A 26,871-nucleotide genomic window follows, 5' to 3' on the forward strand; every position below is an offset into this window, starting at 1 on the left:
GATCGGTTTGCAGTTGGCGAGACGAATGCCATGCCCGCGCCCCATGGGGCGGCCTTGCCTGTCGGGCATCGATCGGGCCGGCATCCGCGGCATGGCGTCGTTCCGGATACGAGAATAGGATTCGTCGCGGCCGGCTACCCCGCTTGCGCGAAGCCGTCGCGCGACGCGCGAAGCGCCGCTGCGCCGGCCCGTGCGTTCAGCGGTCGGGCCGGCTCGCGATCGTATGCAGCCCGTCCCGCAGCAACGAATCGAGCGTGGCCGGCGCCGTCGCGAGTGCGCGCTGCGCGTGTGCGGCGGCATTGACGGTATCGCCGAGCGCGTCATAAATCTCCGTCAGCCGGCTCAGCACGTCGAAGCTGTCGTAGCCGCCTTCGAGCGCGCTCATCAGGAACGGCAGCGCCGCGCGCCGGTTCGCGTCGCCGCCGTTCGCCAGCAGCAGGCGCGCATGCAGATAGCTCCATTCCGGCAGCGCGGGCATGTCGTTGGCGAGGGTCGACAGCGTGTCGCGCGCGAAGCCGGGATCGACGCCCGCATCGATCATCGACCGCACCATGTCGCCGACGATGCCGTGGTGCCTGCGCGTGCGGTACAGCTCGACGATCAGCTCGCCGAATTCCGCGTTGACCGCGCGCAGGCGGCTCGCCATCGCGTCAGCACGCGTGCCGCGCACGGGCTCGCCGTCCCACGGCAGGATGTCGTACAGTTCGGCGCCGAACGGGCTCAGGTCGATCCAGCGCGGCGTTCGTCGCCCGCCTTCGATCACGTGCAGCCCGCAGCCGGTGCCCGCTTCCCGCGGCGACGGCGCGGCCGCGGCCGGCAGCGCCGTGCCCCGGCTCTTGCTGCGCGTGCGCGCCATGCTGGTGCCGACGAACAGCCGCCCGGCATGCGCCAGCGCGCCGCGCACGTAACCGTCGAGCGGCCGGTCGGCGCCGCGCGGCGCGCCCGCGACATGCACGAGACTGCCGTCGCGTGACGACACGCACAGCAAGGTGCCGCGATCGATGAACAGCGAGTGCGGATGGCGCAGGCCGCGCCGGACGACGCGGCCCGCCTCGCTGAGATCGAGGATCTGCCCGTCGCAGGCATCGCGCCACGACGCGCCGGGCTTGCAGCCGAACATCGACAGATAGACGTGCTCGCCGAATGCCCGCAGCGAATTCATGTGCAGCGTATCCGCGCCCGGCTCGATTTCGAAGAACACGCGCAGGTGCAGCGCGCCGTCGCGCGGCCAGTCGATCGCGAACACCTGGTTGGTGCCGCTGCTCACGACGAGCAGTTCGCCATGCCACGCCAGCAGCGAATGCGCATCCAGCACCGGCGCGAGCCGCGCCACGCGCCGGATGCGTGCGGACGCATCGATTTCGGCCAGCAGCGTGCCGACCGTGCCGGGCACGCGAATCTGCAGCGCCGCGTAGTAGCTCGCATCGACGCGGCACAGACCGGTCGCGCCGACGACCTGCGCGGCGACATCGCCCAGATCGATCCATTCGAACGTGTCGGCATCGACATCGAAGCGCGCGAGCACGTGTCCGGACGGCTTGGCATAGCAGAAGCTCAATAGCAGTTGGGTCATGAAGGCATCGGGTCGTGGAGGAACAGGCGGATGCGCCGCTACCGCACGGGTCGCGGCGCACGGACGATCATCGGGATCAGGCGGCGCAACAGCTCGTCGGTGCACTGCGCCGGCGTGCGGCCGCCGGTGTCGACGACCATCGCCGGCGAAGTCGGGCGTTCGTACGGCGATCCGACGCCGGTCAGGCCATCGAGCGCGCCCGCCCGCGCGAGCCGGTACAGCCCTTTCGGATCGCGGGCTTCGCACACCGCGAGCGGCGTGCTGACGAACACTTCGACGAAGCGCGATGCGCCGACGATCGAGCGGGCAAGCGCGCGTTCGTGCCGATACGGCGTGATGAGCGCCGCGATGACGACGAGCCCCTGATCGTTGAGCAGCCGCGCGAATTCGGCCGCGCGCCGCACGTTTTCCGTGCGATCCGGCGGGGTGAAACCGAGATCGCGGCTCGCGCCGCCGCGCAACACGTCGCCGTCGAGCGTCGCGGCGACCACCCCGCGTGCCGACAGCCCTGCGCGCAGGTGCACGGACAGCGTCGATTTGCCCGCGCCGCTCAGGCCGGTCATCCACACTGTGACCGCGCGTTGGCCGGGTACGCCGGCGACGCCGTGCCGCGCATCGTGCATGCCGCCCGCCCGCGCGTTCATTGCGCCGCACCGTCGATCGTCATCGCCCCCCACTTCACGAGCGTCGCCCTGACGAGCCGTGCGTATTCGTCCCGCAGGCGCGGGCTGCGCGAATGATAGGCGCCGACCGCGTCCCAGGTATTGCCGTAGGCGGCAATCTGCTTGCGCAGGTGCCACGCGGCCACGTAGACGTTCACGCATTCGTCGAGCAGATCCTTGGCGCGAATGCCGAAGGCGGCCAGCTCGCGCAGATGAATCGAGTTGATCTGCAACTCGCCGATGTCGGTCGTGCCGTTCTTGTTGCGGTGGATCGCCTGCGGATTGCCGCGCGACTCGACGTTCGCGATGGCCCGCAGGATCATCGGGTTGACGCCGTGATACGCGGCGGCCGATTCGAAACAATCGGCGTGCGCGGCCGTGGCGGCGCAGGCGAGCCACACGCACAGCGCGACGCGCGGTACCCAGCGGCGCTGACGTGGCGGCGCCGAATGACGTTGGTTCATGGTCGACCTCGAGAAGATCGGAGATGTCGGTCAGCGCCCGCTCGGCGCTGTTGCGGCATGCGGGCGTTGCAGCGCACCGCGACCGCGTCGAAGCGAAACTTAGCGACGTATCGCGGGGCACGTCGAGGGTCGATCGGCGGCTGCGGGTGCCGCGCTTCGGATTGGCGCCGTTCGCTTCGGCACGCATCGACGCGGGTGAAAGCGGCCGACGCATCGGCTTCGCGCCGACGCGAGGGGCTTCGCGCCCCACGCCGCGCGGCCGCGGCGGCCCGGTATAAAACGTTCATCCCCCGCGCCGACGCCGCTCGGCCGGCGACCTGGATCGTCTGGAGAACGCCATGCCGAGAACCGAGGAACGCGACCCGAGCCTTTATCCCGTCGAGTCCGGGCACGATGCCGTGCACGACACCGGGCGCGACGATGGCCACCTCAGGTCGTCGCGGCTGGACCGCGGGCAATTCGAGGCGCTGCAGCCGCAGCCCACCAGCAAGTCGCGAATTGCGCGGTGGAACGCGGAGGTCCACCGCGCGATTCACGGCGACGAACCGCCTGTGGCGTGGGTATCGCAGCCCGATTCGTCTCGACGGGCGGAAAGTGTGCCGCCCCTGCCCGGTTCGCCCGACCCGTTCGCGTCGGCCCCGCCGGGACGCCGGCCGATCGGTGCGATGCCGTCGCGTCACCGGCCGACGGCAAACGACGACCATGTGCACTATGCGCAGTTGCCGTCCGAAGACGGCCGGTCCCAGGTGGGCGAATCGTGGATGCCCATGCCGCCGCGCTCCGTCAGCCCGATATCGTTCGTGCACGAACGGCACACGCCGCTCGAGCGCCGCGCACCGGCATCCGACGACGGCCGCATCCCGCTGCGGTCGGACGACGATGCTTTCCGCACGGACACGCGGCGGACGCCGTTCCCGTCGCGGCCGGTCAGCCCTTCGACGACGTTCGACCGGAGCGATCGCGATAGCCATGCCGATACGTCCGCGTTCACCGATCGCGCCACGCGCGATTCGACCGACGGCTGGCAGGATCCGTCGTTTCAGACGAATTTCACGCCGGGCATGCAAGGCACCGGGCAGCCGCGCCGCCCCGGCATGAACCCGCCCGACAACCGCTGGACCTCACGGCTCCGGCCATGGGAAAACGTCATCGAAGGCGGGGCCAGCGTGATGGCGATGATGGCGAGGACCATCATCAACGTCGTGCAGTCGATCGCGCAGATCTTCGAGAAATGGGGTGACGCGCTCGTTTCGCTGACGCGTCGTTGACCGAACCGATCTCACCATCACGCCCATGTTCGACGAAACCTTCGCGCACAAGACGCTTTTCGAACTGCTGACGGACGCCGCCGACGATCGCGACGCGTTCTACGACGCGATGCCGGCGCTGCCCGGCCCCTATCGCGACGTCAGCGGCACCTGGATGGTCGGCCGCTACCGGCTCGCGTGCGCCGTGCTCGATCATCCGGCGCTGACGACCCGTTCGCCGCTGGTCGAATGCGACGTCGTGCGCGACGAAGCCGGCCTGCTCGACACGATGCTGTTTGCCGACGATTCGATGCACGAGCGCATGCGCAAGACGTTCGCACCGCTGTTCGCGAAGCCGCGCCTCGCGGCGCTGCGTACGCACATCGCGAGCGACCTCGACGCGCTGCTCGAGCAGATTCCCGATCCGCGGCGCTTCGATCTCGTCGAGCACATCGCGCAGCGCCTGCCGGCGCTCGCGGCGTGCCGGCTGCTGGGTATCGATCCCGTGCACGCGCCGCGCCTGCAGGCGCAGTCGATGGGGCCGATCCGGCTGATCAGCGCGATGCCGATCGGGCCGGCCGACCACGCATTGGCCGTCGCCGAGACACGGCGTTTCGTCGACGCGCTGGACGCGCATCTCGACAGCGTGTGCGCCGTGCTGCAGGCCGGCGGCACGCGTCCGGCGCTTGCGCACCGCCAGTTGCTCGCGAACGTGCTGCTGACGTTCATCGCGGGCTACGGCACGACCATGCTGTCGCTGGGCAACACGTTCGCACAGGCGCTGGCGCGCCGCGATCTGTGGCAAGCGCTCGCGCAGGAACCGCGGCGCGTGCCGCTCGCGCTGCGCGAACTGATGCGGATCGAACCGGCCGTGCACGTGATGATTCGCTTTGCGCGCGCCGACGTCGAACTCGACGGGCTCCGCATGGCGAAAGGCGATGTCGTCGCGGTGGTCGCCGCCGCCGCGAACCGCGACCCCGACGAATTCGCCGGGCCGGCCGACCTCCGTCTCGATCGTGCGCACGGCGGGCTCGTATTCGGCGCTGGTTCGCACGGGTGCCTCGGCGCCGCACTCGCGCGCATGCAGCTGGCCGTCGTGTTCGATACGCTGCTCGCCCGCATGCCCGGCCTCATGCTCGAACCCGGCGCGCATCCGCGTCTGCAGGAAGGGGCGTTCCGCGGCTACCGCTCGCTGCGGGTGTACGACGCGACCGGCGCTTGAGCGGCGTGGAACGCATGGGCCGTCGAAAGTAACAGAACGTCACAAAAGCCGGCTGCGGCGAAACGACGGTGCCACGATGCGCTCACCGACACGTTCGTGTCATCCATCAAGGGAGCGCCTCATGTCCTCATCGATCTACTTCGCCGTGGCTTCGACCCTCGCGTCGGTCGACGCCGAATCGTCGCTGTTCACCATGATGCTGAACGGCCAGTTCCGCGACGCGTCGGTTGCCGCGGCGGCGCGCGCCGAGCCGGCCGTGCCGGGCGTCGCGGCCGACTATGCGAGCCTGCAGACGTACGCCGACGTGCTGCTGGTGCTCGGGCAATACGAGGAAGCCGAAGACGCATACCGGCATGCGCAGAAGGCCATCCGCGGCGAGCACCGGACGGCCCGCGCCGCCCTGTCGCGCAACGCCGGCTGGCAGGCCCTGTTCCAGAACCATCTCGGTACGGCGCTCAAATGCTTCCAGCGCGTGAGCGACGACGAAGACGCGAGCGCCGGCCAGCGGCTCGAAAGCCTCGTCGGCTCGGTGCTGGTGCTGTTCAGGCTCGGCCGGCTGGACGGCGTGCATGCGCTGCTGACCGCGTTGCACGGTCAGGCGGCCCGCGCGCAGGATGCGCGCTGGGTGCGCGTCGCCTACATGCTGAACCGCGACATCGTCGATCAGTACAAGCTGCGTTCGAGCGCCCAGCTGGCCGATCACATCTACTGGCATTCGGCGGCGCTCGAAACGCGCTCGAAGGGATTCGACGAGACGTTGCCCGCGCAACCCGACGACACGCCGCCGATCGGCGTCCTGTCACGCCACGCGGATTATCTGAATCACCTGCGGGCGCTCGCGGGCGGTGCCGAATCCGCGCTCACCCGGATCGAAACGCACCTGCGCTGGAGCCAGGGCGCCGGGCTCGCGGAATACCACCGCGAATTGCGGCTCGAAGTCACGCTGGCCGCGCTCGCGGGGCGCCTCACGCACGTTGCCGAATCCACGCTCCACGTGTTCGGCGAACGCGCATTCCAGGGCAACCAGCACGCGCACTGGTACAACGAGCTGCTCTACTGCCAGTCGAAACTGCGCCAGCAACAGGGCCGCCTGCAGGACTACGCGCAGATGTACGCACGCTATGCGCTGCAGTCGCTGCGCCACGTGCGCGCCGACAGCGCCGCCGTGCCGGCGGTGGCCGCCGAACGCGCGCAGCCCGCCGCCGACGACATCAGCGCGCGGCTGCCCGGCAAGTACCGGCGCGCCTATCGTTACCTCGTCGAGCACCTCGAGCGGCCGGATCTGTCGGTGCGCGAAGTGGCCAGCCATATCGGCGTCACGGAACGTGCGTTGCAGGCCGCATTCAAGGCCAATCTCGGCTATACGCCGAGCCAGTTGATCCGCACGCGGCGCATGGAGCATATCCGTCACGACCTGCTGGAGGACGACGCGCACACGTCGAGCGTGCTGCGCATCGCGAACCGCTGGGGCGTCCAGCATCGCTCGACGCTGCTGAACGGCTATCGTCAGCTGTTCAACGAAGCGCCGTCGGAAACGCTCGCGCGCTGACGCCCATGTGCGCCACACCTGGCCCGTCCATGCCGGACGCCGCCGCGCCCCGCTTCGCGGTCCCGCGCGTCATCGAGGCCGGCGCCGTGCGGCTGCGCCCGTTTCGCGCGGACGACGCGCCGGCCCTGTTCGCGGTCCTGCTCGGCGATCCCGGCGTGACGGCGTGGCTGCCGATGCGCACCCATGCGAACGTCGCCGAAACGCAGGCGTTCATCGCCGGCTGCGACGCGGCCTGGCACGCCGGATGCCGCTACACGTGGGCGCTCGAGGACGCCGCCGGCGGGACGCTGCTCGCCGCGATCGAATTGCGGCCCGAGCCGCCGCGCGCCGAGATCGGCGTCGTGATCAGCCGGCTCGACGGTCATCGGCGCCGGCGGGCGTGTCTCACCGCGCTGCTCAAGCTCCTGCGCTGGCTGCTGGCCCAGCCGGCGCTGTGCCGCATTCATGCGTATTGCGCGCCGGAAGGCGCTGCCGCCGGCACGCTCACGCGGCTCGGCTTCCGGTTCGAAGGCCGGCTCACGAACTGGGAGCCGCGCCCCAACCAGGGGCTGGCCGCCGCCGATGCGCTGCTCTTCGCGATCACGCGCGAGCCGGGCGCGACCGGCGCGGCGGCCGCGCCGCCGATGCACCGGCTGGTCGACACCTGAGCGCGGGGCGGCCATCGCGGCGATGCCCGTCCGCCGTCCGCAGTAGAATCCGCGTGATCCATCCCGAACGGCACCGCCGCGCAACCGGAGGGCACCATGGCGATTCACGAAGTCTTTCCGTATCTGCGCGCCAAACGCGCGGAGGACGCCATCGCGTTCTATGCGAAGGCATTCGGCGCGCAGGAGAAATTCCGGCTCGTCGAACCGTCCGGGCGCATCGGCCACGCGGAATTGCAACTCGGACCGTGCACGCTGATGATCTCCGACGCGTTCCCGGAATACGATCTCTTCGCCCTCGACCCGGACGGCAACGCGCCGATGGCGCTCCATCTTCATGTCGACGATGCCGACGCGACGATCGCCGCCGCCGTCGCGGCCGGCGCGCGCGTCACGCGCGCGCCGCAGGACCAGTTCTACGGCGAGCGTTCGGGCAGGATCCGCGATCCGTTCGGTTACGATTGGCTGATCGGGCATACGATCGAAGCGGTCGAACCCGACGAAATGCAGCGACGTTACACGGCGCTGATGTCCGGCGACCGGTAAGCGATCCGGACGGCATACCCCGAGCGATCCCCCCGACATTCGCGATGCACTACCACCCCGACGACATCAGCCGGCTTTTCCTCGGTGTTCCGACACTGCAGTTGAACCGCTCCGCGCCGGCCGAACGGTTTCTTGCCACCGCCGTCGAGTCCGGCGTCGAACTTCGGCAGGTGCTGCGCGATTACCCGCATGTCCGCTATCAGCCGCTCGACTTCCACTATCTGTGCCAGCAAAGCCTGTCCGCGCTGGACGACGCGCTGCTGGCCGACCTGACACGCGACATGCAGTTCGGCTGGCGCGGCGCGCACTGGGCCGCGCTGCTGATCGCGTTGTCGGGCGACGCGCGTTATCTGCCGTATCTCGACGAGGTCAGGCACCATCGCGGCGTCGAATGGACCGCCGAGCTTGCCGAAGCCGCGTCAGGCCCCGATGCGCAATCGTCGGCCTGCCGTTGCTGCCGGTCGATCGTGCAGTTGCGCAATCAACTGGCCGAGTTGCCGCGCGTCGTCGTCCGGTTGAGACGCTGGCTTTCACCGGAAGCGCTCGAAGCGAGGGCAAACGCCATTCGCGCCGCCTATCGAAGCGGCGGCGCCGACGCGGCGCTGCCGATCGCGCGCAGCTAGACGCTCGACACACCACCATCGCGCGATGGCGCGCCGAACCCCACGCATCGCCACGCACACGTCCGTCCCGACCGCTTCCCCGCAGTCGACGCATCGCGATTCCGAGCGATTCCGCAGAGGACCTTTTCTGTGCAACGCCTTAATCGACCGCCGCCCGATCTCCAATAATGGCCGCTCGATCCGTCGGCCGGCGCGCCGATGCGACCCACCGGCGATCGGGCCGGAGACCAACGATAAAAAATCCTATGTATTCCTATAAAACTGGCCAGCAGGCCGGCACTCGCGTTGCCGCACCGCATGCCGTCCGTCGCTGCCGCGTTGCCGGCGCAATCCCGCGGACCGTGATCGCGGCCTGCGCAGCCGGCTTCATCCCGGGCATCGCGCTTGCCCAGAGCAGCGTGACGCTGTACGGCCTGATCGACACGTCGATCACCTACTCGACCCACCAGCGCACGCGCGGTGCCGGCTCGCCCGGCGGCGACAGCGTCGCGATGACGAGCGGCGCACTGAACGCGTCGCGCTGGGGGCTGCACGGCCGCGAGGATCTCGGCGGCGGATTGGCCGCGGTCTTCACGCTCGAAAACGGCTTCTCGGGCACCACCGGCAAGCTGTCGCAGAAAGGCGTCGACCTGTTCGGCCGCCAGGCGTGGATCGGCATGAGTTCGCAGACGGCCGGCACGCTGACCTTCGGCCGCCAGTACGACCTGATCCTCGATTTTGTGACGCCGCTCGGCGCGTCCGGCCCCGGCTGGGGCGGCAACCTTGCGGTCCACCCGTACGACAACGACGATTCGAACCGCAACCTGCGCATCAACCACGCGGTGAAGTACACGAGCCCGACGGTTCGCGGACTGAGGTTCGGCGCGATGGTGGGGTTCTCGAACACGGCCGGCCAGTTCTCCAACAACGCGGTGTGGAGCACGGGCGTGTCGTATGCGAACGGGCCGCTGAAGCTCGGCGCCGGCTACCTGAAGATCAGCCGCGACCGCCACGCGCCGAACCCGGACGGCGCACTGAGCACGGTCGACGGCTCGGCGACGATCACGGGCGGCAACCAGCAGATCTGGGCGATGGCCGGGCGTTATGCGTTCGGGCCGCATTCAGTCGGCGCCGCGTGGTCGCATTCGACCACCGACGGCGTGACCGGCGTGCTCCAGGGCGGCAACATCGCGCCGCTGAAGGGCGAATCGCTGGTGTTCGACAACTTCTCGATCGACGGGCGCTACTTCGTCACGCGTGCGCTGAGCGTCGCCGCCGCGTACACGTACACGATGGGCCGCTTCGACACCCGCACGGGCCAGACGCGCCCGAAATGGAACCAGGTCGTCGCGCAGGCCGACTATGCGCTGTCGAAGCGCACGGATGCGTATCTCGAAGGCACGTACCAGAGCGTGAGCGGCGGCAACGGCAATCCGGCGTTCAACGCGACCGTCTGGACCTTGACGCCTTCCGCGAACAGCAACCAGTTGGTCGTCGCGCTGGGGCTGCGGCACAAGTTCTGATGAGGCGGCGTGCGCTGCGGCGTCACGCGGCCGACCGACGGCATCCGGCGAGTGCTCCCCGCATCACCCGCTCCCCGTGACCGGCACTGACAAGGCCGCCCCCGTGCGCGGCCTTTTTTGCTGTGGCGTGCCGCGCGTACCGCACACCGCTTGTGCGGAAGCAAGAATGCCTCCCGACTGTCGCGTTTGCGCAAAAAATGCGGAGAAACTGGGCACGTTGTGACATTTTTCCTAATCTGTTTGCAGCGACGCCGCGATCCGGCGTTCCGGCCGCAACATTCTTTCATCTGGCGCACCATCGGCTTACGAGCCTGCATCACGGCAACGGAGCCGGACCTTTCGCGCCATGGCGGCCGGACAGCTGCGTGCAGACGAAACGGCACGCGCCACGCTTTCAACGCAGTCAACCGCTGGAGAAGAACGATGAGCAAAATGAACCGAATTGCGGTCCTGGCAACTTTCATCCTGCTGGCCGGTTGTCACCACGCGGCGAAAACGCCCGAGAATGCCGCCGCGGCGCCGGAGCCCTCGAGCGAAACCGTCGCGACGGTGACGGCCGACGATCTGAACAATCCGAACAGCCCGCTCGCCAAGCGCAGCATCTACTTCGATTTCGACCAGTACTCGGTGAAGCCCGAATTCCAGTCGCTGCTGCAGGCGCACGCCGACTACCTGCGCAGCCACCCGGCGCGGCGCGTGCTGATCCAGGGCAACACCGACGAGCGCGGCACGTCCGAATACAACGTCGCGCTCGGCCAGCGCCGCTCGCAGGCCGTGATGAGCACGCTTGAAACGCTCGGCGTGCCGGCGACGCAACTCGAGGCCGTCAGCCTCGGCAAGGAGAAGCCGGTCGCGCTCGGCCACGACGAGGAATCGTGGGCGCAGAACCGCCGCGCCGATCTCGTCTATCGTTGATCCAGGCGCCGCTGCCGCGGCGATACGCAAAAAGCATGGAATAAACGCCCCGCCGAAACGTCTTCTCATCGCGCAGACGCGCGGTTCACGCGAACCGCCTTTCCTGTGGCCTGCGCGCTGCAAGGAGATTGCCATGAAATCGGCAACGTTGGCTGCGGCGCTGATCGCGGCGCTGGTGCTCGTGCTGTCGGCGGGCTGTACGTCGTCGGGCAGCGGTACGTCGCAAGGACCGGGCATGAGCCGGTACGGCGGCTCGGGCGGCAGCGGAGGCGGTGGCGGAGGGGGCGGCGGCTACTGACGCGCCGCCGCGAAGAAAATGAGGCGACGAAATCGCGCGCGAGCACCGGAAGCTGGCTGCTCGCGCGCGACGCTCTACCCCACGGCGCGACTCAACGCATCGCCTTCACGTCGGCCGGCGTGACGCTCGCGGGCTGGCCGCCCCACGTCGCGCGCAGGTAGTTCGCGAGCTGCGCGAGTTCGTCGTCGCTCAGCGTGTGCGCGAAACCCGGCATCGGCTGCAGGTTTTCGAAGCCGGCGAACTTCTGCTCGTCGATGCCGTCGAGCATCGCGACCAGCAGGTTGCGCGAGTCGGCCTGACGCACCGTCGAGTTGCCGTTCATCGGCACCGCCACGTGCGGCTTGCCTTCGCCGTTGAAGCCGTGACAGCCGGCACAGACCGCGAGATACACCGAGCGGCCGGCCGCCAGTTGCGCGGCATCGGCCGACACCGGCTTCACTGGCTGCGGCGCGGGCGGCGTATCGCCGAGCAGGTACGTCGACAGCCCGCGCAGGTCGTCCTTCGTCAGGTACTGCGTGCTCAGGTGCACGACCGGATACATCTCGCCGAACGCCGAGCCTTGCGGCGCGATACCGACGCCGAAGAACGCCTGCAGGTCGGTGGCCGTCCAGCCACGCGCGGCGAGGCCGGCCGGCGTGATGTCGGGCGCGGCCACGCGGCCGAGCGCGGCCCCCGCGAGCGGCTTCGCGCCGTCGAGCTGGCCCGTGAACGCGCGCGGCGTGTGGCATTCCGCGCAGTGGCCGAGCGCGCCCGCGAGATAGCGGCCGCGCTGCCAGTCGGCGGATTGCCCGGCCGACGCATCCGGCAGGCTGTCCTTCAGGAACAGCATGTCCCAGAACACCATGCCGAAGCGCAGGTTGTACGGGAACTTCAGGTCGTGCGCGCGGTTTTCCTGCGCGACCGGCTTGACCGTCATCAGGTACGCGTACATCGCGTCGGCGTCGGCGCGCGTGAGCTGCCGGTACGACGTGTACGGCATCGACGGATACAGGCGCTTGCCCGGCGCCTTGCCGTCGTGCAGCGCAGCGTAGAAGTCGTCCGCGCTCCAGTTGCCGATCCCGTGGTCCTTGTCGGGCGTGATGTTCGAGCCGTAGAACGTGCCGAACGGCGATTCGAGCGCCGCGCCGCCGGCGAACGGCGCGCCGTCCTTCGCGGTGTGGCACGCCGCGCAGTCGGCGGCCTTGACGAGATAGCGGCCGCGCGCGACCGGGTCGGCGCCGGGCGCACCGGACGCCGCGCTCGACGCCGGCGCGTCGTGGCCGCCGCAGGCGGCGAGCAGCAGCGCGCAGGCCGCTGCGAGCGCGGGCAGGCCCGCGGCCCGCGCGACGCGATGAGCGAGTGTGCGTTTCATGCGGCGTCCTTCACGAGTCCCGGCGTCGTCAGCACCACGTCCTTGACGGCTTCGTAGTAGCGGACATAGCCCGTGCAGCGGCAGAGATGCGCGTCGAGCGCGTCGGTGATCGTGCGTTCCACGTCGGCCTTCGCGATCGGCTCGCGCTTCAGGCGTTCGATCAGCACGGTCGCCGCGTTGACGAAGCCCGGCGTGCAATAGCCGCACTGGAAGCTGAAGTGCTCGAGGAACTTCTGCTGGATCGGCGACAGCTCGACCACTTCGCCGGCTTCGTTGCGCTTCGCGTGGCCTTCGATCGTGCGGATCGAACGGCCGTGGAAGAAGTGCGCGCCGGTAAGGCAGGTGCGCATTTCCTCGCTCGTGCCGTCCGGCTTGTCGACAATCACGACGCACGCGTGGCAGATGCCCTGCCCGCAGCCGAGCCGCGAACCGGTGAGGCCCAGGTACTCGTGCAGGAACTCGATCATCATCAGCCCTTCCGGTACCTGCATCGGGCCGACGGCGTTGCCGTTGATCCTGACCGACAGCGGCTTCTGCTGGAACCGGACGAGCGGACGCTCGACGGCAGCCGGTGCCGATGCCGGCGCGGCGGGTGCGGACGCCGGTGCGGCGGAAGCCGCCGCCGGTGCGGAAGCGCCGGGCGCAGCCGCGCTGGCGCTCGCGGCCGAAGCCGCGGTTTGGGCGGTCGTCATGCGAGCACCTCCTGAATCTTTTGCGGGGTCACCGGCAGGTCGGTGAAACGATGGCCGATCGCGTGCGCGATGCCGTTCACGATCGCGCCGACGACGGGGATCATCACCACTTCGGCGACGCCCTTCGGCGGATCGGTCTCGGACAGCGGCGGCAGCACGTCGCCCGTTTGGGTCCATACGGCGACGTCGGACGCGCGCGGCAGCTGGTAGCGGTTGAAGTTCCACGTGCCGTTGCCGGGGCCGTCTTCGTAGAGCGGCAGGTACTCGTGCAATGCATGACCGATGCCCATCGCGAGACCGCCCTGCAGCTGGCCCGACACGAGTTGCGGCGAAATCTGGTTGCCGCATTCCATGATCGAGTGGTGCGTGAGCAGCTCGACCTTGCCGGTCGCTTCGTGCACGGCCAGCTCGACGAGCGTGCCGACCGCCGTGTAGTACGTGACGGCCGCGTTGTTGCGGCTCGTCGGCGGGATGAACACGCGCTTGCGATCGAGCACGCGATAGCCGTTCGCGGTCGGCGGCAGCGTGCCGCGCAGCGCGGTCGCGCCGGCCGGTGCGGCGGTGCCCGGCACCGGGCCGTCGTCGGCGCCCGTCTTCGGCACGCCGACACGCAGCGACAGCCCGTCGATCGGCAGACGCTCGACCGCGCCGCCTACCTCGAATTCGGCGTCGGTCCACTGCCAGCGGTTGAACACGTGCACGACGGCGCCGGTCGGCAGGCCGAGCGCATGCGCCTGCTTCGCGAGCTGCTCGAACGTCAGCGGCTCGAGGCCGTCGGCGGTCAGCTTGCCGTCGACCCAGCGCGCGTCCTCGATACGAATCGTGTACGGCGCGGCCTGGCCGCCGCCGAGGCCGCGCGTCCAGATCGACATCGCGGCCGGCCACAGCCCGTAGCGGAACACGGCGCGCGCGGCTTCGCGCGTGCTGTGCGTGAAGTAGTACGCCGAGTTCGTCGCGCTCGACGGCGACGCATAACCCGGCGACCAGCGCGGGTTCGCGCTCAGGCGGTCCTGGTCGGCCTGCGACATCAGGTACGGATCGCCGCTCGTCTCGACCGGCAGGTCCGGCCATTCGGTCAGGGCCACGCGCACGTCGGTCGCCGGCCGGCCGAGCCATTTCGCGACCGCGACGGCCTGCGACGTCGACATCCCGGTGCCGATCTCCGCGGCCGTGTGTTGCAGCGACACCTTGCCGTGCTCGTCGAACTCGACCTTCGCGAACGAAGCCTCGGCACCCGTGCCGAAATCCTTCTGCACGCACGCGAAGCCGACGCCGTAGCGCTTGCCCGGATGCGCGGCCTCGAATTCGGCCTTGCGCGCGGCGCGACGCGTCCACAGCGGATGCTGCTTCGCGCGTTCCAGCACTTCGTCGACGCGCAGCGCGCCGGCGGGAATCGCGCCCTGCGTGTTCTTCATTCCCGAACGCAGCGCGTTGCGCAGCCGGAACTCGATCGGGTCGATGTTCAGTTGCGCGGCGATCTCGTCGACCGCCATCTCGGTCGCGGCCATGCTCTGCAGCGTGCCGTAGCCGCGTGCGGAACCGGCGTCGATCGCGCGCGACGCGATCGCAACGGCCGCGAGGTCGCTCTTTGGAAAGTAGTAGATCGATTGCGCGGCCGTGGCGCCGACCATCGCGACCGACGGCGAGAAGTTCGAGCGACCGCCGCCGTTCGCCTCGAAGTCGCCCTTGAACGACTGCAGCAGGCCCGTGTTGCGGTCGACCGCGATCCGGTAATGCATCTTGAACGCGTGACGCTTCAGCGACGTCTGGAACTGCTCGTAGCGGTCGTTCGCGAACCGCACCGGGCGGCCGTCCGCGTACAGCGCGCAGACGAGGCCGTAGAACGGCACGTTGAAGTGATCCTTCGAGCCGTAGCCGACCGTGTAGCACGGATGCACGAACAGCTGCTTCACCGGGAAGCGGCACTTCGCGACCATCGCGGCCGCGTTCTCCGACACTTCGAGCGGCGACTGGGTCGGCACGACGAGATGCAGCGACTGCGTCGCGGCGTCGTACCAGCAGTTCGCGTTGTCGGGCTCGAGCGCGGCCGTATCGACCGACTGCGTGTTGTATTCGCGGTCGAACACGAGCCAGTCGGCCGACGGATGGTCGAGCTCGCCGGCGATCTGCCCGGCGAGGAACATGCCCTGCTCGTCGAGCTTGCCGTGCTCCTTGCCGTCCGGCCAGACCGGCAGGTGCTTGCGCATCATGCTCGGGAAGATCGGCGCGTCCTTCAGGCTCGAATAGACGTCGTCGTCATAGGCCGTCTTGCCGCCCACGCGCACGTAGCGGAAGGTGCCCCACGGATCGCGCTCGAGCGGGCCCGTGACCGCGCCGTAGCGGATCACGTCGTCGCGGAACTTCAGCGCGTTCTTCGCGAAGCGGAAGCGCGCGAAGTCGTGATAGATCAGGATCGCGACCGCATGGCCGAGATACGCGGGCGTCTTGCCGGGCGGCAACAGCATGTCGTCGCCGTAGAACGCCGGGAACGCGACGCCGTCTCGCGCGAGATCGTCGGCCGTCACCACGCGGTCCGGCTTCAGCTCGTCGCCGAGCAGCGACAGGTCGAAGCCTTCGTACGTGCGGTCGGCCTGCGTGACGCGCAGGATCAGCGCGTGCGACTGCTGCTGCGGCCAGTGCGGCATGTCGGCGGCGCGCACGTCGCGGGCGAACACTTTCGAGCCCGTGACCTTCGCGATGCCGTCGATGCGGAACTGGGGGATGCCGGTGACGCTATCCCATTTGACCGGGGTGAGGAGTTTTTCTTCGAAGAGCGCCGCGAACGCGCGGCTGCCGATGGGCGCGACGTAGACCGCGACGCCCGCCAGCACGCTGGCTTTCAGAAAACCCCGCCGTGACAGGCCGTGGTTTTTCATTTGGGGGAACCTCCTGAGGCGGCTCGGACGGCGATCGGGTGTCGCGGCGTTCGGAGCGGCGCGCATTCTGGCATTGTTTTAGATATATCGCCCATAGTATTTCCCGCATGAAATACTTATTGGATTTCTTATAACGAGATTCAGCCGGCCTGCGGCGGGTGGTCGCGGGGCGATCCGTTGGCCGTTTGCGTACGGCCGGATGCCGTCGCGTCCGGCTTCGGCCGGCATCGACAACGCCCGGCGAACCCGTACGCCACCCATCGCGGCCGGTCTCCGGTCGGCCGCCGTACATCGTTCCGTTCGCAACGATGCTGCCTTCGCGCCGCCGAATCCGCAAGCCTCCCGCAGCCGTGGTTGACGACTGGCGTTCGACGCGATGCGCGGCGCTGCCAGCCGGCCCGCGCCGCCGGTTTTTCGTGGTAATGTCGTGCGCATCCGGCTCGGCCGGGCGTCCGCCACGTGCCGTGCGGGCGCCGCCAGCCATCGAGACATCGTGTCGAGGTCGACAACCATGGCAGTCAGGGCGTCTCTCCTGAACTCCGTTCTCGCCACTCCCCCTTCCGGCAACCACCGCGTGACGGCCGCGCTGCGTCCGTCGATGCTCGTGACGCTGTTCGAGGACGTGCGCCCGATGGCGCTGTCCGGGCTCGCGAGCGGTTTCGTCGCGGCCGTCGCGCTGCTCCGGCTGCAGCAGCTGTGGTGCCTCGCATGGCTCGTCGCCGACGTCGGCCTGCTCATGGCGCGCCTGTCGATCGCACGGGCGTACACGGTGCGGCGCAACGCCGGCGACGATCGCGCCGAATACTGGGCGAGGCGCTATGCGCCGGTGTCGCTCGTCGCGTGCTTCGTGCTCGGCCTCGGCGTGATGGGCTGCGTGCAGGCCGCCGACGTCGAGCTCGGCACGCTGTCCGTGATGGTCGCGGGCGGCGTGTTCGGCGGGATCGCGTCGCGCAATTCGGCGCTGCCGCGGCTCGCGATGACGCAGGTCGCGCTCGGCGTGCTGCCGATCGGCGTCGGTGCGCTGCTGGCCCCTCGGCCGGGCGCGTGGCTGCTGGTGCCGCCGCTCGCGATCTATCTCGCGGCGATGCGCACGGTCGTGCAGCGCCACTACCGCGTGCTCGTCGCGCTGATCGCCGCGCGCCAGCGCAACGCCGAACTCGTCGCCCGCTTCGACGCCGCCCTCACCTACATGCCGCACGGCCTGTGCATGATCGACGGCGACAGCCGCGTGATCGTCGCGAACCGGCGCACCGCGCAACTGTTCGGCTCGCCGCGCGAGATCGTGCTCGATACGCCGCTGCCGGCGGTCGTCGCCGCGCTCGGCGCCCATGCCGTGACCGATCCCGGCGGCGCCGGCCTCGCCGCGCAGTGCGACAGCTGGCTGAGCCGCCACGAGCCCGGGCCGCTCGACATCGCGCTCGCCGACGGCCGCCAGCTCGAACTGACGCGCCACCGCGTGCCGGACGGCAACGCGGTGATCATCGTCGAGGACGTCACCGCGCGCCGCCGGACCGAACAGCACATCCGCCACCTCGCGCGGCACGACGCGCTGACGGGTTTGCCGAATCGCCACGAACTGCATGCGCAGCTCAAGCGGATGCTCGCACGCCGGCCGCGGCTGCCGAGCCCCGCGTTCGCGGTCATGTATCTCGACCTCGACGGTTTCAAGTCGATCAACGACCGCTTCGGCCACCAGGCCGGCGACGAAGTGCTCACGCGGGTTGCCGAGCGGCTCGGCAAGACGCTGCCGCCGGGCGAGCTCGCCGCACGCATCGGCGGCGACGAATTCGTCGTCGCGATCGACGACACGACGATGCACGCATGCTCGATCCTCGCCGCGCGGATCATCCGGCAGATTTCGGCGCCGTACGCGCTGTCGATCGGCGAGACCGTCTGCATCGGCATCAGCATCGGCATCGCGCTCGACGACGGACACGGCTCGCCCGACGAGCTGATCCGGCAGGCCGACAGCGCGCTGTACGACGCGAAGTCGGCCGGCAAGGGCATCTACTGCTTCTATTCGAGCGGCAGCCGCCGCATGGCGCCGGCCACCGCAAGCTGAGCCGGCGACGCGCGCACCACGCCCGCATCCGCTCTTTCCGTGCCTGCCGCCTCCTCCCGACGATTCAATCCCGCAACGTTTTGCCGGTTCGCACGTGGCGCCGCGCGTTCGCGTGTCACGTGACGTGTTCCGTAACATCGCCGTCCGGCACGCAGCACGATGACGGCAGAAGCCCGCACGATCGCGGCCGCGGCCTGCATTTCGTCGCTGGCACTCTTATTGCTCCTTGATGGGGAAAGAACGTTTCAGGGAGCCCAACATGAATACCGTCGACGTCCTCGCACGAACCGAAATCATCGACGAACAGGCTGTGATCGACGGCGCATTGCTGATCCGCCGGCTCGTGTCCGACCGCCGGATGCCGGCCGCGTACGAAGCCGAATGCATCGACAATCCGCCGCTCACGCTGTACGGCGCGTTTCGTCAGGGCGTCGCCGATCACGCCGCGCGGCGCGCGAATCCGTATCGCGCCGGCAGCCGTTTCTGGGCACTGTGGGAAGAAGGACGTCTCGAAGCTGAAACATCCGGCCGGTAAGCCCGTTGCACGCGCCGGGCCTGTCGCGACAAGGGCTCGGCGCGAAATCCGACACGTGAATGCAGTTGGCCGGCGTGCCGGCATGCGTTCATCGCTGCAACATCGCGCGGTCGCGCGTATCGGCCCGGCAAGGTCCGGCAACGCGCCCGTCCGCCGTCACGCGCATCCCGGTCGATCCCGCCCGGCGCGCCGCGCGGTGCCGGTTTCCCCTATAAGATGGCAGATTCCGTTCATCGAACGATACCGCCATGACCGCCTCCTCCTCTCCCCGAAATCCCATTCACTGCGAAATCGATCTCGACGCGCAAGGCAAGCACGCGGGCTACCTTCGGCTGCCGCACTCCGTGCACCGCTCCGCCTACGGCTGGCTGCCGATCCCGATCGCATCGATCCGCAACGGCGACGGCCCGGTCGCGCTCGTGATGGCCGGCAACCACGGCGACGAGTACGAAGGCCAGATCATCGTGTCGCAACTGATGCGCGAGATCGAGCCGGACATGGTCAGCGGGCAGTTGATCCTGCTGCCGATGGCGAATTTCCCGGCGGCGGATGCGGGCCAGCGCGTGTCGCCGCTCGACGAAGGCAACCTGAACCGCAGCTTTCCCGGCGACCCGACCGGCACGCCGACGCAGATGATCGCCCACTACATCGAGCACGCGCTGTTGTCGCGCGCGCAGTATCTGGTCGACCTGCATTCGGGCGGCAGCTCGCTGTTGTACCAGGGCGGCAACATGCTCGCAATCGATCCGCTCGACGCGGACGAAGCCGAGAAACTCAACGGGCTGCTGGTTGCGTTCGGGTTGCAGAATGCGCTGCTGCATGCGCCGAATCCCGTGCATTCGGCGTCGGCCGCGCGCCGGCAAGGCGCGATCTCGATCGTCACCGAACTCGGCGGCGCGGGCATGGCCGATCCGTCGCTGATCCGGCTCGGCCGCCACGGGCTGCTGCATTACCTCGGCTATATCGGGCTGCTGCACGGCGCGCTCGTGCCCGACGCGCCGCCGACCGTCACGCGCTTCATGCGCGTCGACGGCGATCGCCATTTCGTCTATGCGTACGAGCGCGGGCTGTACGAACCGCTCGTCGAACTCGGCGACCAGGTGAAGGCCGGGCAGCCGGCCGCGTGGGTGCATTTCCCCGATACGCCGTTGCGCGAACCGGTGCTGCACCGATTCAACGGCGATGGAGAGGTGGTGTGCAAGCGCGTGCCCGCGCAGGTGCGGCGCGGGGATTGTCTGTTTCAGTTGGCGGAGTTGTCGACGCCGCCGCGTGTCATCGGGTGATGAAGCCGACTGACGCGTTCACGACCGTCGTACGTCGTACGCCGACGCCGGTGCGTACGCGCTGATCGTCAGTCGGAGGACACCGGCGACTCATTTCCCTGCGCCACGCCACATTGATGGCAATGCGGGAAGAAGAAGAAATTCCGGCCCCCGCATTCGCATACATTGAAAAGTTTCAATCCGCAATGCACGCAGAACGTGGAGTCGTCGCCGCCGAGATTCCATTGTTTGTCGCATGACGGGCAACGCTTTTTCTCGAGTGACCGCACGGCTTTTTCGTATCCGATCGTGCGCGCGCGTTCGCCCTGATCCTGCTGCAATTCGAGCCGCTTGCGTTCGGCATAGCGCTGAAATGCCTTCATCATGTAAAGACCGGCGAATACCGTGAGCACGATGCCGACCAGGACCCGGACATAGCCGCCGAAATTCGGCAAGTACGGGACCAGTTCGATGAAAAACGCACTCAGCGCAAACAGGCCGAAACCGTACACGAACGGCCAGTAGCGCGCCTTGCGGTAGCGGATGAACAGCCAGGTCGCGACGAGCAGGATCGGCAGCGTCAGCGCGAGCCGCAGTCCGAACACCTGCATCTCGTAGCGCCGGGTTGCCTCGTCGAAGCGACGTTCGGCTGCTGCGTCCGCTTCGGCGATTTGTGTGTCGACTCGAGTTTGCTGCGATGCCAGTGCCCGTTGCTGGTCGCCGATCGCATCGATCTGATGCTGCCAGTTGACCACCACTGCCTGGAGCGCATCGAGCTTGCGCGTTCTCGCGAGAATGTCCGGGTCCCTCGCACCGTCCCCCGTCACCGCGCGAGTGGCCAGCCAGTTGCGGAAACTCTCCTTCTCGGCCGCGTACTCCTTCGCGGCGCGGCTGCGCGCCACTTCCATCGTGTCGGCCTTCTCGGCAAGCGCGTCGCGCTGCGCCAGCAGCTGGCGCCGCGCCGCGTCCAGCCGTGCTTTTGTCGGCGCATCGGCGAATTGCTCGACGACCGGCGGGCCACCGCTCGGGGCGAACGCCATGTCGCGGATCACGAGACTGCCGAGCATGTTCAGAAAGACGGCGAAGATGATCGCGATCACCCATGACGCGAGTCGCAGGAGCCGCGCCGGGCTGGTCAGGCCGTCGCCGGAAGTCATCATTGTTTTTTTCCCGTTTGTTGGAATGGTTGCCATTGTCTTCAATCTTGATGCAACCGTCGATCGTCTCTTTCTCCGTCGATTACAGTCGCGAACCTCGGTAGACGAGGGTTAATGTAGTGACGGAGTTAATACGTTCTACGCGATCCGGGCGCCTTTTGCGCGTTCATGGCGCAATCAAAATCCCCCTGTTGGCGAAATAGCGATCGAATGTACTTCGCTGCATCGATACGTTTTCCTGCGTGTCATGTTCAAAGCCTGACGGATTGTGGAAAACCCACTCGTCGGTCGCGGGATTGACGCCAAGCACCAGGACAAGGTGCCCGCCACGGGAGGGAGGCTCAACCCCGGCATGCCGGATGCCAGGATGAACAGATGCCATGAACATATATCCGTCACGCAAACTGTGCTCGACCGTAGACGATTCCATATGCTCGACGACACGACCTTCAATCTGAAAGCGTTCGCGGATCCAGTTTACGAATGGTCGGTAGAGCAGGCGCTTTCCTTTGTCGCCCATCTCTGGTTGATAGACACCAAAGGTGATGGCCTCACGCACGAGTTCCAACAGCGGAATCACTCGCGCGGTGCGATGTGCCAGCAACATCTTCAGGCACGCGATGCCGCAAATATGTGGGCTCCATTGCGCATACTCGTCCGGGCTGCTGGCGCCAGAGTTACGCCAGAGCGGATCTTCCTCAGCGCGCAATTCGCGCGACAGGAATCGTGAGATCAGGGTCCTGGATTCCCATTGGGAAAAATACGGTACATCAATCATTTTTCATCCCATGAACAGAAGTGCGACGCCTATGGCTGCCACTGCGCCAAAAGCAAGCTGCTCGCGAAGTTTGCCTTCGTTGTAGAGAATAGCCGAGACGCCCAATAGCAACGGGACACGGAGGGCAATCGCCAGGTAGCCAAATGCGACGGGCAGGATCGTCTGTAATGAAAAATTGAAGAATAACTCGGGCAGAGCCCATATTGCGCCGACAAACAGGAGCGGTCGAACGTGGATGCGGAAGAGCGTGCGCCGGACGAACCATGCCGCGAGAACATTGCCGATACCAGTCCAGAACAAATAGGGAAGCCAGCCGGTGCGCGGAATACCCACCTTGTCGCAGACAGCGAAACCCACGACTATCACGATCATCCACGCAAACCGCCGCTTGTCTGCGGCTGGCATCACCGCGAGATGACCGAACATGGCAAATCCGACCCCGGCCGCAAACAGTATCGCGATCGCGGCGACACCGCCCGGCGTCAGACGGGTTCCAAATGCCCACGATTCGACTGCCGCGATGAACCCGATCGCGATTGGGAACGTATAAGTCGTCGCGGACAAGCTCCGCCCGATGAGACGCTGTTGCATACCCATCAGCACAGCGAGCAACGCCCCCTTAATCAAACCTGCACCGATGCCGCCGAGATGCGGGTGCAGATCTGGTGCTCGACCGACTGCAGCCAGAATCGACCACAGTACAGTACAGCTCACGACTGTACCGAGCCCTACACATAGGGAAGTGGCATCGGGATCGATGTCGTTAACGACCCGCTTGAACAGTAGCGTCCGAACGGTGACGAGCAGCAGGATTACCAGAAAAAATTCGGCCTGTACCAAGCTCAAGGTCGCTGTCCTCAATCGTGGATTTATGGCTCGATACGCCGAGTGCCGAATCGAGATGTACGTCGATGGAATCGATGACCGCAATTCCGCCATGGAAACTGAAGTTCGGAAGGATAAGCGGAATCTCCGTGCATCCCAGAATCACGGCCTCGACGCCGGACAGCGCGAAGTGCTTCACGACTCCCATGAAGATATCGCGCGATACTTGGGAGAAGATTCCATGACACAGCTCGCGATAGATGATGTTGTGAATAACGGCGCGGTCGCCTGCTTCAGGCGTCACCACTTCGACACCGGCCGACTCAAGCCGCTCTCGATAAAATTCGCGCTCCATCACGTACCGGGTTCCCAACAATCCAACACGTCTATAGCCGCGATTCAGAACGTGCGACCGGGTCGCGTCGATGATGTTGACGATGTCCAAGTCGAAGCTGCGTTGAAGCCGATCGCAGGTATTGCTCGTCGTGTTCGAGCAAATCAGCAGCTTTCGTGCTCCCGCATGTTACGCAGCAGAAGCGACGAGTACAGACGCTATCGTCGGATCAAGAAGATGCCGTTTCATCGTGCGGCCGTGCTTCCGGCTCCGTCAGATAGCAACCGCGGAAACGCTCGTCGACGCGTTCCGCCATCAGTCTGGAAAACAGCATCGCCGCTTCGAGCGGGCGATGGTTGATGACCACGGAATCTGTCTCGCCCTTGTCGTTCAGATGCGCGACGACCACCGTCTCGATCGGCATGCCCTGGATCCGGGACCGATAGGACTCCAGATACAAACCGTCGCCCATCACACCCTTGTAGCTGTGATGCTGGAATTCGTACAGCGAGACCGCGTGTTTGATCACGGAGAGAATATCGGCGCGCCCTTCGATCGGACGTTTCAGGACGGTGGCTTCGAGCGTCGCGTTTTCGGCGAGGCCCGTCAGCCAGAGCGGCGGACCGCCGGCGGGCGCCATCACGGGGGCTGTGTCGTTGAATTTCATGCGGGCGCTCCTGTTACGGTTTGCTCGTGATGCCGGCGATAGCGGCATTGCGAGCCGCTTCGAGCGTGATGCATGCTTTTTCGCGGCGACGTCGTGCGAGACGCTCAACGCCCGCGCCGCGTTCGGACTCGCCCGCCAGCAGCGCATGAATGGCGGGCAGCGTCCAGATCGCGCCGCGTGTGCCCCACGCGCCATCCGGGATCTCGGTCGGGAAGACCCAGACGCGCGGCGCGACGTCGTCGAACGGCTGGTTCTCCGCGCGGGCCACCGCCTCCGTGACCTGCCTGACGAGCCAGCGGCGCGATTCGTCTGTGTATTGCCCTTCGGGGACGGACGGAATGATCCGGTAGCGGATCGTGTCCGCGCGCTCACCGCAGATGTAAATCGCGGCAGGTCGATGAAGGTGGAATACGGTGACGCGCTGTGCGATCGGACTGGCGGGGTCATAGCCTTCCGCCTCGATGAGAATGTCGGTCAGTTCCTTGACGAGGCGTGCCTCGGCCTCGGGCGTCAACGCGTTTTCGGGCCACAGTGCATCGATCATCGGCATGGTGCTGCTCCTGTTTTTCGGTTCGTCGGATGTGGCCATGATCGGGGTTTACTGGCGCGACCATAAGTGGCAGGATCGCCATTATTCAGGGAATTTCAGACACGCAAATGGCCATCGTCCGCATCTGGGTCTATGACGGCATCCTCGCGTCCGGCGTCGCGGGCCCGGTCGACGTGTTCAGCGCAGCCAATCAGTTCCATATGCGCAAGGCCACACCGGCCGGCACCCCGTCCGCCCCGCTGCTCGCATGGCGTGTGGAATCGCTCGACGGTCAGCCCGTCACTGCCGCGTCGGGCCAGACCATCGAGGTTGATGGAAAGATCGACCCGCGCAAGCGGGCGGACGCCGTTCTGCTGACCGCCCCATTCTTCTCGAACATCGACGAGTTCATCGGGCGCCGCGAGCGGTTGAACGCGTTGACTTCCGCGCTGAGGCGCCAACGCAAGGCCGGCGCCGTGCTGGCGGCCTATTGCACCGCCAATTACCTGCTCGCCGAGGCCGGCCTGCTGGATGGCCGCGCCGCGACCACGCACTGGGCGAGAGCCGCGGACTTCGCGCGCCGCTATCCGCGAGTCGAAGTTCGCGCGCAGGAACTGATGATCGCGCAAGACGGCATCATCTCGGGCGGTTCCGTGACGTCGTATCTGAATCTCGCGGTGCAGCTCGTTGAAACACTCGCCGGCGAGGCGCTCGCAACGATGACCGCGAAGGCATTGCTGATCGACATGAATCGAACGTCGCAGGCTTCCTTTGCAACGCTCGTCGAGGAACACGGACATACCGATACGCTCGTCGCCCGTGCCCAGCGGCAGATGGAGGCGACGTTGCAGCAGGGATTCCGGCTGAGCGAGCTGGCCGCCTCGCTTGCCGTCAGCGAACGCACGCTCAATCGTCGCTTCAAGGAAGCCGTCGGGCTCGCGCCGCTCACGTATCTGCAGAATCTGCGTATCGAAGTCGCGAAACGCTTGCTGGAAACCCGGCCAATCGGGCTGGAGGCGCTGAGTCAACGTGTCGGTTATGGCGATATCAGCACGTTCCGGCAATTGTTCAAGCGCAAAACCGGATTGTCCCCAAGCGAATATCAAATGCGGTTTTCACGCGTGGCGGCGAAGCATCGGGAAGACGAGCCAGGCAGCAAGGACTGAGACCTGGCGATGTCGCGGAGATATGGCTGCGGTCGGCCACGACACCCACCCGGCATTGCTGAGCCTGATGATCGACCGTACGCCGACCACGCATGTTCACGAGCGCGCCGCGCACCCGGTGACTGTGAACGATCGGAGCGCCGGCGATCCGGATGATTGCCTCGTGAGTGACGCTTCGTGGCCGCGAGTGCTCCCCGTCATATAGAATGACGCGCTTTGCCCGTACGCCTATGTGGTTCAAGAACCTTCAGCTTCATCGTCTTCCGGCACCTTGGGCCGTTACCCCCGACCAGATGGAAAAATGGCTGGCGCCTCACGCGTTCCAGCCGGGCAGCAGCGTCGAAATGCAGCGTGCCGGATGGGCGTCGCCGCGTGACGACGGCGCGCTCGTGTATTCGATCAACCGGCAGATGCTGCTGCTGTTTCGTACCGAAAAGAAGCTGCTCCCGGCGTCGGTCGTCAATCAGGTCACCAAAGCGCGTGCGCTCGAGGTCGAAGAGCAGCAGGGCTTCAAGGTCGGCCGGAAACAGCTGCGCGAACTCAAGGAACAGGTGACCGACGAACTGCTGCCGCGCGCGTTCAGCATTCGCCGCGATACCCGCGTGTGGATCGACACGGCGAATGGCTGGCTCGTCATCGATGCGGCTGCCCAGGCGCTTGCCGACGACGTTCGCAGCCTGCTCGTCAAATCGATCGACCCGTTGCCGCTCGCCGGCGTTCAGGTGGCGCGTTCGCCGGTCGCCGCGATGACGGACTGGCTGCTGTCCGGCGAGGCGCCGGGCGGATTCACCGTCGACCAGGACGCCGAGCTGCGTTCGACCGGCGAAGGCGGCGCCACGGTGCGATACGTCGGCCACGCGCTGGAAGCGAACGACATGCGCCGGCACATCGAAGCCGGCAAACAATGCATGCGCCTCGCGATGACGTGGGATGACCGGATCTCGTTCGTGCTGACACCATCGCTGACGATCAAGCGCGTCACGCCGCTCGACGTGATCAAGGAGGCGGCGGACCCGACCGCGCAGAATGACGATGAACGCTTCGATTCAGATTTCACGCTGATGACGGGTGAACTGGCGCGGATGCTGACCAGTCTCGTCGAGATCCTGGGTGGCGAACAGCGCGACTCGATGCATCAGGCGGCAGCAGCCTGAACGCCGTCGTCGTCGCGGGTCATCGCCCCGCGACGGCGGGGCTTTGCGCCGACGCGACGATTCGAGGAGGACCGCCGCCACCATGGCGGCGGGTCGCGCCTGGCGCTCGCCCCCTGCCGATCCGCGGCGGTCATCTACGTCGCCCACACTTCAAACGGACACGGCTCCCCGCCACGCCCGTTCGCCCTACCCCACTCCCCCTGCAAGCCTTCTTCCACCTCCCGCGAAATCCTTATCG

Annotated in this window: 26 protein-coding genes and 1 pseudogene; 15 read left to right on the forward strand and 12 right to left on the reverse strand. The window is 67.2% G+C overall.

What is annotated here, in order from left to right:
* Nucleotides 1-196: 196 nt before the first annotated feature.
* From HWW87_RS33135 to HWW87_RS33145, 3 genes are read right to left on the reverse strand one after another with little or no spacing between them, the layout of a single operon-like run.
* Complete coding sequence (locus HWW87_RS33135) at nucleotides 197-1,573, reverse strand: DUF4915 domain-containing protein (protein ID WP_175823835.1); 1,377 nt, start codon at nucleotides 1,571-1,573, stop codon at nucleotides 197-199.
* 38 nt (nucleotides 1,574-1,611) lie between these two features.
* On the reverse strand, nucleotides 1,612-2,217 hold the full coding sequence (gene cysC, locus HWW87_RS33140) for an adenylyl-sulfate kinase (RefSeq protein WP_175823836.1): 606 nt from the start codon (nucleotides 2,215-2,217) through the stop codon (nucleotides 1,612-1,614).
* Nucleotides 2,214-2,699, reverse strand: a complete 486-nt coding sequence (locus tag HWW87_RS33145) for a lytic transglycosylase domain-containing protein (protein ID WP_175823837.1) — start codon at nucleotides 2,697-2,699, stop codon at nucleotides 2,214-2,216. Before HWW87_RS33145 ends, cysC begins: the two co-directional genes overlap by 4 nt.
* A 23-nt stretch (nucleotides 2,700-2,722) precedes the next feature.
* On the opposite strand from HWW87_RS33145, the gene HWW87_RS33150 reads away from it, so the two are divergent.
* The 10 genes from HWW87_RS33150 to HWW87_RS33195 all read left to right on the forward strand — a co-directional run bounded on the left by HWW87_RS33150 (nucleotide 2,723) and on the right by HWW87_RS33195 (nucleotide 11,245).
* Nucleotides 2,723-2,977 (forward strand): hypothetical protein, encoded by a 255-nt coding sequence (locus tag HWW87_RS33150; protein WP_175823838.1) that lies wholly within the window; start codon nucleotides 2,723-2,725, stop codon nucleotides 2,975-2,977.
* Nucleotides 2,978-3,037: 60 nt separating this feature from the next.
* Nucleotides 3,038-3,967: a hypothetical protein gene (locus HWW87_RS33155; RefSeq protein WP_175823839.1), complete on the forward strand. Its 930-nt coding sequence runs from the start codon at nucleotides 3,038-3,040 to the stop codon at nucleotides 3,965-3,967.
* A gap of 25 nt (nucleotides 3,968-3,992) precedes the next feature.
* Entirely contained in the window at nucleotides 3,993-5,168 is a 1,176-nt protein-coding gene (locus HWW87_RS33160) for a cytochrome P450 (protein WP_175823840.1), read from the forward strand.
* A gap of 121 nt (nucleotides 5,169-5,289) precedes the next feature.
* Nucleotides 5,290-6,717 carry a helix-turn-helix transcriptional regulator gene (locus tag HWW87_RS33165; protein ID WP_175823841.1) on the forward strand — a complete coding sequence of 476 codons (1,428 nt, stop codon included), beginning with the start codon at nucleotides 5,290-5,292 and terminating at the stop codon, nucleotides 6,715-6,717.
* Nucleotides 6,718-6,746: 29 nt separating this feature from the next.
* On the forward strand, nucleotides 6,747-7,364 hold the full coding sequence (locus tag HWW87_RS33170; RefSeq protein WP_175823842.1) for a GNAT family N-acetyltransferase: 618 nt from the start codon (nucleotides 6,747-6,749) through the stop codon (nucleotides 7,362-7,364).
* Between the two features lie 96 nt (nucleotides 7,365-7,460).
* Nucleotides 7,461-7,907 (forward strand): VOC family protein, encoded by a 447-nt coding sequence (locus tag HWW87_RS33175; protein ID WP_175823843.1) that lies wholly within the window; start codon nucleotides 7,461-7,463, stop codon nucleotides 7,905-7,907.
* A 44-nt stretch (nucleotides 7,908-7,951) separates the two neighbouring features.
* Nucleotides 7,952-8,530 (forward strand): hypothetical protein, encoded by a 579-nt coding sequence (locus HWW87_RS33180; protein WP_175823844.1) that lies wholly within the window; start codon nucleotides 7,952-7,954, stop codon nucleotides 8,528-8,530.
* A 245-nt stretch (nucleotides 8,531-8,775) separates the two neighbouring features.
* Nucleotides 8,776-10,032, forward strand: coding sequence for a porin (locus HWW87_RS33185; RefSeq protein WP_175823845.1), 1,257 nt, complete (start codon nucleotides 8,776-8,778; stop codon nucleotides 10,030-10,032).
* A 423-nt stretch (nucleotides 10,033-10,455) separates the two neighbouring features.
* Nucleotides 10,456-10,947, forward strand: a complete 492-nt coding sequence (pal, locus tag HWW87_RS33190; protein WP_175823846.1) for a peptidoglycan-associated lipoprotein Pal — start codon at nucleotides 10,456-10,458, stop codon at nucleotides 10,945-10,947.
* Between the two features lie 133 nt (nucleotides 10,948-11,080).
* A complete protein-coding gene (locus tag HWW87_RS33195) occupies nucleotides 11,081-11,245 on the forward strand; it encodes a hypothetical protein (RefSeq protein WP_175823847.1) in 165 nt (54 codons plus the stop codon).
* Nucleotides 11,246-11,336: 91 nt separating this feature from the next.
* Here HWW87_RS33195 and HWW87_RS33200 read toward each other — a convergent pair whose 3' ends face one another.
* Genes HWW87_RS33200 through HWW87_RS33210 form a run of 3 tightly spaced genes read right to left on the reverse strand, consistent with a single transcriptional unit; the run spans nucleotide 11,337 to nucleotide 16,164 of the window.
* Nucleotides 11,337-12,596: a cytochrome c gene (locus HWW87_RS33200; RefSeq protein WP_175823848.1), complete on the reverse strand. Its 1,260-nt coding sequence runs from the start codon at nucleotides 12,594-12,596 to the stop codon at nucleotides 11,337-11,339.
* Nucleotides 12,593-13,288, reverse strand: coding sequence for a (2Fe-2S)-binding protein (locus HWW87_RS33205; RefSeq protein WP_175823849.1), 696 nt, complete (start codon nucleotides 13,286-13,288; stop codon nucleotides 12,593-12,595). The genes HWW87_RS33200 and HWW87_RS33205 overlap by 4 nt, the downstream gene beginning before the upstream one ends.
* The gene (locus HWW87_RS33210) at nucleotides 13,285-16,164 is read right to left on the reverse strand and encodes a molybdopterin cofactor-binding domain-containing protein (protein WP_175823850.1); all 2,880 of its coding nucleotides are present in this window, start codon (nucleotides 16,162-16,164) and stop codon (nucleotides 13,285-13,287) included. The genes HWW87_RS33205 and HWW87_RS33210 overlap by 4 nt, the downstream gene beginning before the upstream one ends.
* A 511-nt stretch (nucleotides 16,165-16,675) precedes the next feature.
* Between HWW87_RS33210 and HWW87_RS33215 the strand changes: the two genes are divergently transcribed.
* The 3 genes from HWW87_RS33215 to HWW87_RS33225 all read left to right on the forward strand — a co-directional run bounded on the left by HWW87_RS33215 (nucleotide 16,676) and on the right by HWW87_RS33225 (nucleotide 20,044).
* Nucleotides 16,676-18,226, forward strand: coding sequence for a sensor domain-containing diguanylate cyclase (locus tag HWW87_RS33215; RefSeq protein ID WP_175823851.1), 1,551 nt, complete (start codon nucleotides 16,676-16,678; stop codon nucleotides 18,224-18,226).
* Nucleotides 18,227-18,485: 259 nt separating this feature from the next.
* Entirely contained in the window at nucleotides 18,486-18,761 is a 276-nt protein-coding gene (locus tag HWW87_RS33220; RefSeq protein ID WP_174430802.1) for a hypothetical protein, read from the forward strand.
* A gap of 248 nt (nucleotides 18,762-19,009) precedes the next feature.
* Nucleotides 19,010-20,044: a succinylglutamate desuccinylase/aspartoacylase family protein gene (locus HWW87_RS33225; RefSeq protein ID WP_175823852.1), complete on the forward strand. Its 1,035-nt coding sequence runs from the start codon at nucleotides 19,010-19,012 to the stop codon at nucleotides 20,042-20,044.
* Between the two features lie 68 nt (nucleotides 20,045-20,112).
* Here HWW87_RS33225 and HWW87_RS33230 read toward each other — a convergent pair whose 3' ends face one another.
* From HWW87_RS33230 to HWW87_RS33255, 6 genes and pseudogenes are all read right to left on the reverse strand, one after another.
* On the reverse strand, nucleotides 20,113-21,183 hold the full coding sequence (locus HWW87_RS33230; protein WP_175823926.1) for a zinc ribbon domain-containing protein: 1,071 nt from the start codon (nucleotides 21,181-21,183) through the stop codon (nucleotides 20,113-20,115).
* Nucleotides 21,184-21,346: 163 nt separating this feature from the next.
* Nucleotides 21,347-21,958, reverse strand: coding sequence for a hypothetical protein (locus HWW87_RS33235; RefSeq protein ID WP_175823853.1), 612 nt, complete (start codon nucleotides 21,956-21,958; stop codon nucleotides 21,347-21,349).
* Between the two features lie 3 nt (nucleotides 21,959-21,961).
* Nucleotides 21,962-22,804, reverse strand: a complete 843-nt coding sequence (locus HWW87_RS33240; protein ID WP_175823854.1) for a hypothetical protein — start codon at nucleotides 22,802-22,804, stop codon at nucleotides 21,962-21,964.
* A pseudogene (locus HWW87_RS33245) lies at nucleotides 22,722-23,291 on the reverse strand (amino acid racemase); the annotation flags it as partial. The pseudogene HWW87_RS33245 and the gene HWW87_RS33240, both read right to left, overlap by 83 nt.
* A 55-nt stretch (nucleotides 23,292-23,346) precedes the next feature.
* Nucleotides 23,347-23,784 (reverse strand): hypothetical protein, encoded by a 438-nt coding sequence (locus tag HWW87_RS33250; protein ID WP_175823855.1) that lies wholly within the window; start codon nucleotides 23,782-23,784, stop codon nucleotides 23,347-23,349.
* Nucleotides 23,785-23,797: 13 nt separating this feature from the next.
* Entirely contained in the window at nucleotides 23,798-24,334 is a 537-nt protein-coding gene (locus HWW87_RS33255) for a Tautomerase enzyme (protein ID WP_175823856.1), read from the reverse strand.
* 107 nt (nucleotides 24,335-24,441) lie between these two features.
* Between HWW87_RS33255 and HWW87_RS33260 the strand changes: the two genes are divergently transcribed.
* Together HWW87_RS33260 and HWW87_RS33265 are read left to right on the forward strand one after the other, a co-directional pair.
* The gene (locus HWW87_RS33260; RefSeq protein WP_175823857.1) at nucleotides 24,442-25,479 is read left to right on the forward strand and encodes a helix-turn-helix domain-containing protein; all 1,038 of its coding nucleotides are present in this window, start codon (nucleotides 24,442-24,444) and stop codon (nucleotides 25,477-25,479) included.
* 230 nt (nucleotides 25,480-25,709) lie between these two features.
* The gene (locus HWW87_RS33265) at nucleotides 25,710-26,633 is read left to right on the forward strand and encodes a recombination-associated protein RdgC (protein WP_175823928.1); all 924 of its coding nucleotides are present in this window, start codon (nucleotides 25,710-25,712) and stop codon (nucleotides 26,631-26,633) included.
* The last annotated feature ends 238 nt before the right edge of the window (nucleotides 26,634-26,871 follow it).

The sequence above is a fragment of the Burkholderia sp. BCC0419 genome, from assembly GCF_902830285.1.
Classification (GTDB): domain Bacteria; phylum Pseudomonadota; class Gammaproteobacteria; order Burkholderiales; family Burkholderiaceae; genus Burkholderia.

Bases quoted from the DNA above. Each gene is read 5' to 3' on its own strand.
- HWW87_RS33205 (WP_175823849.1), bottom strand. From the start codon at position 13,288: ATGACGACCGCCCAAACCGCGGCTTCGGCCGCGAGCGCCAGCGCGGCT.
- HWW87_RS33160 (WP_175823840.1), top strand. From the start codon at position 3,993: ATGTTCGACGAAACCTTCGCGCACAAGACGCTTTTCGAACTGCTGACG.
- HWW87_RS33230 (WP_175823926.1), bottom strand. From the start codon at position 21,183: ATGATGACTTCCGGCGACGGCCTGACCAGCCCGGCGCGGCTCCTGCGA.
- HWW87_RS33210 (WP_175823850.1), bottom strand. From the start codon at position 16,164: ATGAAAAACCACGGCCTGTCACGGCGGGGTTTTCTGAAAGCCAGCGTG.
- HWW87_RS33250 (WP_175823855.1), bottom strand. From the start codon at position 23,784: ATGAAATTCAACGACACAGCCCCCGTGATGGCGCCCGCCGGCGGTCCG.
- HWW87_RS33175 (WP_175823843.1), top strand. From the start codon at position 7,461: ATGGCGATTCACGAAGTCTTTCCGTATCTGCGCGCCAAACGCGCGGAG.
- HWW87_RS33200 (WP_175823848.1), bottom strand. From the start codon at position 12,596: ATGAAACGCACACTCGCTCATCGCGTCGCGCGGGCCGCGGGCCTGCCC.
- HWW87_RS33135 (WP_175823835.1), bottom strand. From the start codon at position 1,573: ATGACCCAACTGCTATTGAGCTTCTGCTATGCCAAGCCGTCCGGACAC.
- HWW87_RS33215 (WP_175823851.1), top strand. From the start codon at position 16,676: ATGGCAGTCAGGGCGTCTCTCCTGAACTCCGTTCTCGCCACTCCCCCT.
- HWW87_RS33170 (WP_175823842.1), top strand. From the start codon at position 6,747: ATGCCGGACGCCGCCGCGCCCCGCTTCGCGGTCCCGCGCGTCATCGAG.
- HWW87_RS33255 (WP_175823856.1), bottom strand. From the start codon at position 24,334: ATGCCGATGATCGATGCACTGTGGCCCGAAAACGCGTTGACGCCCGAG.
- HWW87_RS33145 (WP_175823837.1), bottom strand. From the start codon at position 2,699: ATGAACCAACGTCATTCGGCGCCGCCACGTCAGCGCCGCTGGGTACCG.
- HWW87_RS33220 (WP_174430802.1), top strand. From the start codon at position 18,486: ATGAATACCGTCGACGTCCTCGCACGAACCGAAATCATCGACGAACAG.
- HWW87_RS33260 (WP_175823857.1), top strand. From the start codon at position 24,442: ATGGCCATCGTCCGCATCTGGGTCTATGACGGCATCCTCGCGTCCGGC.
- HWW87_RS33235 (WP_175823853.1), bottom strand. From the start codon at position 21,958: ATGATTGATGTACCGTATTTTTCCCAATGGGAATCCAGGACCCTGATC.
- pal (WP_175823846.1), top strand. From the start codon at position 10,456: ATGAGCAAAATGAACCGAATTGCGGTCCTGGCAACTTTCATCCTGCTG.
- HWW87_RS33165 (WP_175823841.1), top strand. From the start codon at position 5,290: ATGTCCTCATCGATCTACTTCGCCGTGGCTTCGACCCTCGCGTCGGTC.
- cysC (WP_175823836.1), bottom strand. From the start codon at position 2,217: ATGAACGCGCGGGCGGGCGGCATGCACGATGCGCGGCACGGCGTCGCC.
- HWW87_RS33265 (WP_175823928.1), top strand. From the start codon at position 25,710: ATGTGGTTCAAGAACCTTCAGCTTCATCGTCTTCCGGCACCTTGGGCC.
- HWW87_RS33155 (WP_175823839.1), top strand. From the start codon at position 3,038: ATGCCGAGAACCGAGGAACGCGACCCGAGCCTTTATCCCGTCGAGTCC.
- HWW87_RS33180 (WP_175823844.1), top strand. From the start codon at position 7,952: ATGCACTACCACCCCGACGACATCAGCCGGCTTTTCCTCGGTGTTCCG.
- HWW87_RS33195 (WP_175823847.1), top strand. From the start codon at position 11,081: ATGAAATCGGCAACGTTGGCTGCGGCGCTGATCGCGGCGCTGGTGCTC.
- HWW87_RS33185 (WP_175823845.1), top strand. From the start codon at position 8,776: ATGTATTCCTATAAAACTGGCCAGCAGGCCGGCACTCGCGTTGCCGCA.
- HWW87_RS33225 (WP_175823852.1), top strand. From the start codon at position 19,010: ATGACCGCCTCCTCCTCTCCCCGAAATCCCATTCACTGCGAAATCGAT.
- HWW87_RS33150 (WP_175823838.1), top strand. From the start codon at position 2,723: ATGTCGGTCAGCGCCCGCTCGGCGCTGTTGCGGCATGCGGGCGTTGCA.